The 9,484-nt window shown below is 64.3% G+C and carries 9 protein-coding genes; all 9 read left to right on the forward strand.

Translation table 11 applies throughout. The features are described 5' to 3' along the window. Positions 1-256: cobalamin biosynthesis protein (locus U9R81_RS12245; protein WP_322495730.1), on the forward strand; the 256-nt coding region annotated here is incomplete at its 5' end. Then, the gene (locus U9R81_RS12250) at positions 253-1,650 is read left to right on the forward strand and encodes a sirohydrochlorin chelatase (RefSeq protein WP_322495731.1); all 1,398 of its coding nucleotides are present in this window, start codon (positions 253-255) and stop codon (positions 1,648-1,650) included. The genes U9R81_RS12245 and U9R81_RS12250, both read left to right, overlap by 4 nt. Continuing rightward, entirely contained in the window at positions 1,647-2,171 is a 525-nt protein-coding gene (locus U9R81_RS12255; protein ID WP_322495732.1) for an NAD(P)H-dependent oxidoreductase, read from the forward strand. The genes U9R81_RS12250 and U9R81_RS12255 overlap by 4 nt, the downstream gene beginning before the upstream one ends. Continuing rightward, complete coding sequence (locus tag U9R81_RS12260; protein WP_322495733.1) at positions 2,168-2,827, forward strand: precorrin-8X methylmutase; 660 nt, start codon at positions 2,168-2,170, stop codon at positions 2,825-2,827. Before U9R81_RS12255 ends, U9R81_RS12260 begins: the two co-directional genes overlap by 4 nt. Before the next feature lie 269 nt (positions 2,828-3,096). Next, on the forward strand, positions 3,097-4,332 hold the full coding sequence (locus U9R81_RS12265) for a cobalt-precorrin-5B (C(1))-methyltransferase (protein WP_322495734.1): 1,236 nt from the start codon (positions 3,097-3,099) through the stop codon (positions 4,330-4,332). Further along, complete coding sequence (gene cbiE / locus U9R81_RS12270; RefSeq protein ID WP_322495735.1) at positions 4,329-5,555, forward strand: precorrin-6y C5,15-methyltransferase (decarboxylating) subunit CbiE; 1,227 nt, start codon at positions 4,329-4,331, stop codon at positions 5,553-5,555. The genes U9R81_RS12265 and cbiE overlap by 4 nt, the downstream gene beginning before the upstream one ends. Before the next feature lie 242 nt (positions 5,556-5,797). After that, complete coding sequence (cobI, locus tag U9R81_RS12275; RefSeq protein WP_322495736.1) at positions 5,798-6,520, forward strand: precorrin-2 C(20)-methyltransferase; 723 nt, start codon at positions 5,798-5,800, stop codon at positions 6,518-6,520. Next, the gene (gene cobM / locus U9R81_RS12280) at positions 6,517-7,320 is read left to right on the forward strand and encodes a precorrin-4 C(11)-methyltransferase (protein WP_322495737.1); all 804 of its coding nucleotides are present in this window, start codon (positions 6,517-6,519) and stop codon (positions 7,318-7,320) included. Before cobI ends, cobM begins: the two co-directional genes overlap by 4 nt. Before the next feature lie 47 nt (positions 7,321-7,367). Further along, positions 7,368-9,484 (forward strand): precorrin-3B C(17)-methyltransferase (cobJ, locus tag U9R81_RS12285; RefSeq protein WP_322495738.1); only part of this gene is annotated, 2,117 nt, incomplete at its 3' end.

The raw sequence follows: 9,484 nt of genomic DNA on the forward strand, positions 1-9,484 counted from the left end.
CACGGTGGCGTGGCGTTATGCCCGCCGCACCGCTTCGCCGAACGCCGGCTGGCCGATGGCGGCGATGGCCGGCGCGCTGGATACTGTTCTAACCAAGCGTGAACACTATGCGCTTGGTGATGGCCGCCGTTTGCCCGATGCCGCGATGATCGGCGAAGCGCGCCGGTTGGGGCGGTTGGTGATGGCGCTGATAATAGCCGGCTTGGTGGGCGCTTTGGTGTTCGCGCGTTTCACTGAATCGAGGTCGCCGCAATGACTGCTACTGCACTGTTGCTGATCGGTCACGGCACCGATGATGCTGCTGGTTTAGAGGAATACCACCAATTGGCCGCGTTGGTGCAACAACGGCTTGATCTCTTTGTCCAACCCTGCTTTCTGGAATTGGCCGATCCGCCGATTGGGCAAGCGATAGATGCTTGCGCTCGCGTCGGTTATCAGCGCATCGTCGCATTGCCGCTCTTGCTCGGCGCTGCCGGCCATCAAAAGAACGATATTCCGGTCGCGTTGCGCGAGGCGCGCGCGCGTTGGCCCGAACTCACTATCTACTACGGCGCGCCGCTGGGGGTGCAGTATTCGCTGCTCAAAGCCCTTGGCGACCGCTTGGCTGAAGCTGAAGCGGCAGCGCCGCCGGCGCCGCGCGCCGAGACGGCGCTGGCTCTGATTGGCCGCGGCAGCAGTGATCCCGATAGCAATGCCGATGTGGCCCGTATGGCTCGCTTGTTGTGGGAAGGGCGCGGCTATGCGCGGGTGTTGTACGGCTTCTACAGCATCACCACGCCACGCGTGCCGGAAACGATTGATGCCTGTATCGCGCTCGGTGCGCGGCGGGTAATGATCATTCCATACCTGATCTTTACCGGGCGGATTTTGCAACGGATTGAGCAGCAGGTCATTGCTGCCCGCGAACGCTATCTCGATCACGATCTCGTCCTTACCGGCCACCTTGGTCTGCACGAGGGGGTGATCGCGGCGATTGAGCAACGGTTTCACGAAGCAGTGCAAGGCCAAGCGGCGGTCAATTGCGACGTGTGCAAGTACCGTCGTCTCTTCCCCGGCTTTACCGCCGATTTTGGCCGTCCGCAGACCAGCGATCACGATCACGGCCTGCGCGGCGAGACGCCAGCACGCGGGATTGAGGCGATCTTGCCGCCACGCTACCAAGGTGGCCGTCCGGTCAGCGCCGCGCCGATGACCGCGGCGCCGCTGGTGTTCGATGAACAGGGGCAGGTGGCATGGGATCGGGTGTGGGGCGGTGATGACCCCAACAACCCCTTCTGCGAATTGGCGCTGGCCGGTGGCCCGCCCCATCGCGGCACCCTGCTCGAACCGGTCGATCCGGCCACCGTGCGGGCCGATCCCGCCGGCTATGCCCGCGTAATTGCCGAACTCTCCCGCGCCCTAGCGATGGTAACTGATCTGCCGGTGAAGACCGATGTCGCTCCCGGCTGGATCGGCCTCGTCTGCGAGAGTGAAGAGATGGCGATCTGGCTATTGCGGGCGATTATCGTGGAAAATGTCAGTGTGCGGCGTGAAGATCGGGTCTTGCTGTTGCCGACGGGGCCGCAGTTCCGGCTTGAAGCCGAGATCAAGAATATCGTGACCGCCGTCGCCAAGACCTACCACTACTGGAAGGAGCATATCCGCCAATGACTGATGTGACGTGCCGCATCTTTATTTTGCACGATGTTGGCGATCACGTGGCCCAATTAGCCCAAGCCATCGCCGCTGGCGTAGCGACCGTTCCCAGCGCCGAGGTGAAGGTGCGCTTGCCTAACCATGCCACCAAAGCAGATCTGCTCGAAGCTGACGGGATCATTATCGGTACGCCGAACTGGACGGGTATCAAGGGCACGCTGAAGCGCTGGCTCGACACGACCGGCGATCTGTGGGAAGAGGGAAACTTAGCCGGCAAAGTTGGCGCGGCCTTTACTAGCAGCGCCGGACGCCATTCTGGCACCGAGTTTACCTTGCTCTCGGTGCTGCACTGGATACTTGGCGGCAGCATGATCATCGTTGGCCTGCCGTGGACGCCGCTGATGGCGCAGGCCGGTTCCTATTACGGTGCGACGTCGGTTGGTGAGATTACCGAAGCCGATCTGTTGCAAGCGCAAGCCTTGGGCCGGCGGGTGGCGCAGGTTGCTTTGCAGTTGCGCCGGGGAGCGAACCTATGACCGAGCACGTGCCTGTGACCGGCGCCGAGATCGCCGCTCGCTCGTTCGCGATCATCCGCGCCGAGTTGGTCGAACGCGGGATCACCTTGCCGCAACCGCTCGCGACGGTCGTCGAGCGGATCATTCACACCACCGCCGACTTCGAGTTCGCCACGATTACCCTAGCTAGTCTCGGTGCGATCGAGGCCGGTGTCGCTGCGTTGCAACGCGGCTGCGCGGTGATCACCGATGTGCAGATGGCGCGGGTTGGCATCGACCAGCGGCGGCTGCACCGCTTCGGCGGCGCGGCGCATTGCTTTAACGACCTGCCTGATGTTATCCAACTCGCTGCGGCGAATGGTCTCACCCGCAGCGCCGCCGCCTTGCGTTGGGCCTACGAACAGGGCCATCTGACCGGTGCGATCGTGGCGATCGGCAATGCACCGACCGCCTTGTTCGAGCTGCTCGATCTGCTTGACCACGGCGCGCAACCGGCGTTGATCATCGGCGTACCGGTTGGTTTCGTCAACACCGCCGAAAGCAAAGCGGCGCTCATGGCCCGCCAAGATGTGCCGTGGATCGTCACCGCTGGTCGCAAAGGCGGTTCACCGGTGGCGACGGCGATTGTTAATGCGCTGCTGCGGTTGGCGCTCGGTGAAGACAACCGCGATGTGTGACGTTAAGGCGCAGAGGGGGCAAAGGCACAGGGACAATAAACGCAAAGGCGCGAAGGGCGCAGAGATCGCAAAGGTTTTTTGGGCAGAGCCACTCACCGCTTGTCATTGCGAGCCGAGCGGAGCGAGGCGAAGCAATCCCCCGCGAGCACGGGAGCCATCCCTTCAGGCATAGGTTCCGCCGAAGAGGGAGATTGATTCGGGCGCTGCGCGCCCTCGCAATGACATATCCCTCTCTGCTGCGGTGAAACATGTACATACGGAGACAAGCGATGGCCGATATGGTTCCGCCCCGCAACAAACGCGGTTCGCGCACCGGCTACACCACCGGCAGCAACGCCTCAGCCGCCGCCAAAGCGGCTGCGATTGCCCTCTTCAGCGGGCAGTGGCCGGCGCAGGTGACGATTACCTTGCCGATTGGTGAAACCGCGACGATGACACCCGCCGTTACCCGGCTCGATGAAAACGGCGCCTATTGCTGTATGCGCAAAGATGCCGGTGACGACCCCGATGTCACCCACGGCGCGTTGATCTGTGCGCAGGTGCGGCTCGTGGCCACGCCCGGCATCCATCTGGAAGGTGGCGAGGGGGTGGGGCGGGTGACGCTGCCCGGTTTAGGCTTGCCGGTCGGCGGGCCGGCGATCAACCCGGTGCCGCGCCAGCAAATTACCGTTAACGTCCTTGATGCTGTGCGCGAATTCGCTCCCGGCGGCGAAGCGTTTCTAGCGCAGGCCGGGCTAGCGGTGATTATCAGCGTGCCCGGTGGCGAGCAGATCGCGCAAAAGACGCTCAACCCGCGCCTCGGCATTATCGGCGGGATTAGCATTCTCGGCACCACTGGCAAGGTCTTTCCCTACAGCACCGCCGCGTGGCGGGCCAGCGTGATCCAAGCGGTCGAAATGGCGGCTCGCAATGGCGTGCAGAAGATGATCCTCTGCACCGGCGCCCGTTCCGAGAAGTTTGCGATGCGTATCTTCCCCGATCTGCCTGAAATGGCTTTTGTTGAGTTGAGCGTCTTTACCGGCGATGCGCTCAAAACCTGCATTGCCCACGGCGTGCCGTCAGCCGTGTTTGTGGGCATGATCGGCAAGATGATCAAGACCGCGCAAGGTTATATGCAAACTCACGTCGCCGGTAATCAGGTCGATTTCGCCTTTCTGGCGCAGGTCTGCCGTGAAGTAGGTGCGCCGGACGAGTTGGTGCAGGTAGTGGCGCAGGCGAATACTGGCCGCCATTTTCTTGAGTTGTGCCAGCAGTATGGCCAACAAGCGCCGTTGCAGCGGATCGTCGATTTGGCCCTCGACCAGTGCCTGCGCTTCATTGCCGCCCACGGCGGCGCGATGGATGTCGAGACCATTCTGGTCGATTTTGATGGTACGGTGCTGGCCCGCGCTGCGGCGGTAGCTGCTGATCACGCGCTTCCTGCGAATCTGCCGCCGCCGTTGATCGAGCGGTTGCCAACCGATCCGTTGCCCGAAGATGATACGGTTGTGGAGGGTGAGCCATGAGCCGGCGTGTGCCAATTCTGGTGGTCGGTCTGACCGATGCCGGCGCTGATGGTTTGCCGGCTAAGCTTCTTCAGCGGATTGACCGCGCCGATCTGCTGGTAGGCGGGAAGCGCCATCTGGCTGCGTTTCCTGAGGTGGCCGCCGAGCGGCTGGCGGTCGAAGCGAGTGTGGAGCCGGCGCTGGCCCGGTTGCAGCAGGCGTGGGAAGCCGGTCGAACGGCGGTGGTGCTGGCGTCGGGTGATCCACTCTGGTATGGGATTGGCGCCAGTTTGCGGCGAGTGTTTCCGCCCGAAGCGCTTGACATTGTGCCGGCCCCGACTTCGGCCCAACTCGCCTTTGCCGCGCTGGCCGAGCCGTGGCACGATGCGGTCTTGCTCAGCGCCCATGGCCACCCGCTGGCGACAATCGTTCCGGCAGCGCTGGCCGCGCCCAAAGCGGCGATTCTGACCGATCGCCAGCAGACGCCGGCAGTGATTGCGCAAGCGTTGATCGCCGCCGGGATGGATCCCGCCAGCCGCTGCGCGGTCTGCGAACAGCTTGGCGGGCCGCGCCAGCACGTCGTCTCCGCTACCCTCGCCGATCTCGTCACCGCCGAATTTGATCCACTCAATGTGCTGGTGGTCTGGAACGACCGGCCCGTGCGCCCCATCCCTCCCGGCCTGCCCGACGAGGCCTTCAGCACCGAAGCCGGCCAGATCACCAAGCGCGAGGTGCGTTTGCTCAGTCTGGCCGAGCTGGCCTTACAACCCGGCGAGGTGTTGTGGGACATCGGGGCCGGCAGTGGTGCGGTGGCGATCGAGGCGGCTCGCGCATGCCCAACCGCGCGGGTCTACGCGGTCGAGCGGCGCGCGGTGTTTGTCGAGCATATTCACGCTAATCTGTGCCGTTTTCCCGCGCCTAACCTGCACGCGGCCCACGGTGAAGCACCGGAGGCGTGTGCCGATTGGCCCGATCCTGATGCGATCTTTGTCGGCGGGAGCGGCGGGAGGTTAGAGGCGATCATTGCGTTGGCCAAGCAACGGCTGCGCACCGGAGGCCGGCTGGTGCTCAACCTCGTGACCGCCGGCCATCTCGCCACGGCGCTGGCCCTCTTGCCAGCGGCGCGGGTGGCGCAGGTGCAGATCAACCGCGGTGCGCCGATCCAATCCGATCTGCGCTTCGCCGCATTAAATCCAGTCTTTATCGTGGCATGGGTGCAGGCGCAAAGCGAGCAAAGACGCTAAGGGTTCAAACGCAAAGACGCTAAGAACGCGAAGATTTTATGGAGGTAGTAAAAGCATGCTTATGCCACATCCAAAACACTTTGCGCATCTTCGCGCCCTTTGCGCCTTTGCGTGTACATCCTTTGCGCCCTTTGCGCACCTTCGCACCTTTGCGTTAAAACCCTTTGCGTCTTGGGGAGCCAGACAGCCGTCCGGCTCTACAGCGCCTTTGCTCACTCTGCGCCTGAAAGTTAGGTGTTGGTATGAATGCTGAACTCACTGCGGTCGGGCTTGGCCCCGGCGACCCCGAACTGATCACCCTCAAAGGCCTACGCGCCGTGCAGGCGGCTGATGTCATCTTTGCGCCCCAGAGCCGCGACGGCGATGCTAGCATTGCGCTGCGCATCGCGACGCCGTGGATCGATCCTTCCCGCCAAGAAGTGGTGACGCTGCCGCTGCCGATGACGCGCGATTCCGGCCAACTACGTCCGGCGTGGCAAGCCGCCGCCGAAGTGATGGCCGCGACCCTCGGCGCCGAGCGGCGCGGGGTCTACCTCTTGCTCGGCGATCCGCTGCTCTACGGCACCTTTTTCTACCTGTGGCGCGAGTTGCGCGTGTGCGCTCCCACCCTGCCGGTCAAAGTCATTCCCGGCGTTACTTCATTCGCCGCCGCTGCCGCCGCTGCCGGCATGCCGCTCGCTATGGCCGGTGAGCGGCTGATTGTGCTGCCGGCCAGCTACGAGACCGATGCCGCCGCCTTGCAGCGCCTCCTCGCCGAGTTTGCCACGGTTGTGTTGATGAAGGCCGGTGCTGCGGCGCCGTCCATCCTCACGGCGCTTGAACAACTCGGTCTCCTTGACCACGCCCTCTATGCCGAGAGAGTGGGACTGGAGGGTGAATTTATTACGCGCGATTTGCGGACACTCGACCCGCACCATCGCCCGTACCTGTCGCTCGTTATTGTTCGCCGCGGAGAAGTGCTATGACCTACCCCGTTGTTTCCGGAACCGTCTATTTTGTCGGGGCCGGCCCCGGCGCGCCTGACCTGATCACGGTGCGCGGGCGTGATGTGCTGACCCAAGCCGATCTGATCCTCTACGCCGATAGTCTGGTTGACGCGGCGCTGCCGGCGGCGTATGCCCGGCCTGAAGCGCGGATTGTCGGTTCGGTTGAGATGCACCTTGACCAGATTGTGGCGCTGATGCGCGAAGCGGCGCAGGCCGGGCAGGTGGTGGCGCGCTTGCACAGCGGCGACCCGGCGCTGTACGGCGCGATCCACGAGCAGATGGCCGCGCTTGATGAAGCTGGCATTCCGTATGAGGTCGTTCCCGGCGTGACCGCCGCCTTCGCCCTCGCGGCCCGCCTCGGCGTCGAACTGACTGTTCCCGAATTGGTGCAAACGATTATCCTCACCCGGCCCGCCGGGCGCACCCCGTTGCCGGAGCGCGAGCAGCTCACCCGGCTGGCGGCGCACGGCGCGTCACTGGCGATCTACCTCGGTATTACCCGGATTCAGCAAGTGGTGGAGGATTTGCTGGCTGGCGGCGCTTACACGCCGGATACGCCGGTGGTGGTGGCTTACCGGGTGACATGGCCCGATGAAGAGATTATTGACGGTACGCTGGGCGATATTGCCGCCAAAGTCAAAGCGGCTGGCTTCACCCGGCAGGCGCTGATTTTGGTTGGCGCGGCCCTCGACCCGGCCCACAAACGCACCGATCGGCCAACCAGCCGGCTCTACGATCCAACCTATAGCCATCGCTTGCGCCGGCGGGTAGGGACATAGCAACACTATGCCCCTACCCGTTGTCGTTGACATCATTTGAGGCTCTTATGATCAACATCGCTCTCATCGCTATCACCCGCGCTGGGTTGGCGCTGGCCGAACGACTCGCCCCCGCGTTGCCGGCCACGGTATGGGCGCCGGCCCGCTTTGCGGCTGAGCTGCCCGCCGCCATACCCTATGCGACCGTCGCCGAAGCGATGCAGGCCGCGTGGACTTCGGCGCGGGCGATTGTTTTCGTCGGTTCCGCTGGGATTGCGGTGCGTTCGCTAGCGCCATTGCTGCGCGCTAAAACCGTTGATCCGGCAGTGGTTTGCCTCGACGAGCAGGGCCAGTTTGCGGTGCCGTTGGTGGGCGGCCATCGCGCCGGCGCGAACGAACTCGCTCGCCGGCTGGCCGCGCTTACTGGCGGCCATGCCGCATTGACGACATCCAGCGACACCCAAGGTTTGCCTGCGCTCGATCTGATCGGGCGCGATCGCGGCTGGCGACTGGCCGCCGATTCAGCGACTACCCATGTGATGGCGTGTCTGGTCAACGGCGAGCCGATCGGGGTGTGGGTTGACCCGGCGTTACCGTCAGTGCTTGAATTGCTGGCCGCCGAACTCGCCGCTGCGCCGGCAGTCGAATGGGTGAGCGAACCGTCTGCTCTTGCCAATGACTATTTCGCCGCTGCGATTGTGGTTTCCCATCGCCGCTTGGTTGACGTGTGGGCATCGATCCGTCCCAAAGCCTTGCGCTATCTGCCGCCAGTCTTGGCAGTGGGGATTGGGTGCCGGCGCGAGACACCAGCCGGCGAGCTGGCCGAGGCGCTGACGACAACGCTGGCCGAGGCCGATCTGCTGCCGGAGTGCGTTGCCACTATCGCCACCGCTGAGCTGAAGGCGACCGAGCCGGGGATTATCGCGCTCGCGGCCCAGCTTGGCGTCCCGCTCACCATCATCTCCACCGAGCAATTGCGCGCGCTTGACCCAGAAGGCTTCAGTCCCAGTGCCGCCAGCCGGTTCGAGTTGCCGGGTGTGGCCGAGCCGTGCGCAGTAGTGGCGGCGCATGGGCCGCTGCTCGCGCCGAAGCGGTCGTTTGCCCGTTGCACCGTCGCCGTTGCCTTGCGTGCACCCGCCGCTAACCCGTGCGACGCCGCTCAGGCCGCCGGCCAACTGGCGCTGGTCAGCATCGGGCCGGGTGATCTGTCCCAGCTCACAGTTGCGGCCCGGCAGGCGCTGGCCCACGCCGAAGTCGTCACCGGCTATGGCCGCTATATCGACCTCATCCGTCCGTTGCTGCGGCCCGACCAAGAGGTCATCGTCACCCCGGCGATGGGTGATGAGATGGGGCGGGCACGGGCCGCCATCGAACTGGCGCGGGCTGGCCGGCGGGTGGCGCTGGTCAGCAGTGGCGACATCGGCATCTACGCGATGGCGGCGCCAGTCTTCGAGACCTTGAACGCTGAGGGATGGACTGGCCGCGATCCCGTTGTCGAAGTCATTCCCGGTGTGAGCGCATTTCAGGCGTTAGCGGCACGCCTTGGCGCGCCGGTCAATCACGATCTCTGCCTGATCAGCCTTAGTGACCTGCTCACGCCGTGGCCGCTGATCGAGCGCCGGTTGCGTGCCGCAGCCCAAGCCGATTTCGTGATCGCGCTCTACAATCCGCGCTCGCAAGGGCGGAACTGGCAATTGGCCGCAGCCCTCTCCATCGTGCGCGAGCACCGTTCGCCGCAGACGCCGGTCGCGTTTGGCCGCCAAGTCACTCGCGCCGATGAGCAAGTTACGCTAATCACCCTCGCCGAAGCTGATCCAGCGCAAGCCGATATGTTGACGGTGGTGCTGATCGGCAATAGCCAGAGCTTTGCGCTAGCCGGCCACATGGTGACGCCGCGCGGCTACACCACCCGCGCCGTTGCGCCAACCCCAGCCACTGCCGCAACGCCGGCGCAGGATTACCCGATTGTCTTGACCAAACCATCGCACATGCCGGCGGTGGTCATTGGCGGCGGCGCTGTCGGTGAGCGCAAAGTGCGTAGCCTGCTCGCCGCCGGCTTTCCGGTGCGGCTGATCAGCCCCACCGCCACACCGCAACTGGCGGAATGGGCAGCGGCGGGCAGGCTGATCTGGGAACAGCGCAGCTATCAAGCCGGCGACCTCACTGGCGCTCGGCTCGTCTTCGC

Origin of the sequence: Chloroflexus sp., from assembly GCF_034435895.1 — a bacterium.
Lineage (GTDB): Bacteria > Chloroflexota > Chloroflexia > Chloroflexales > Chloroflexaceae > Chloroflexus.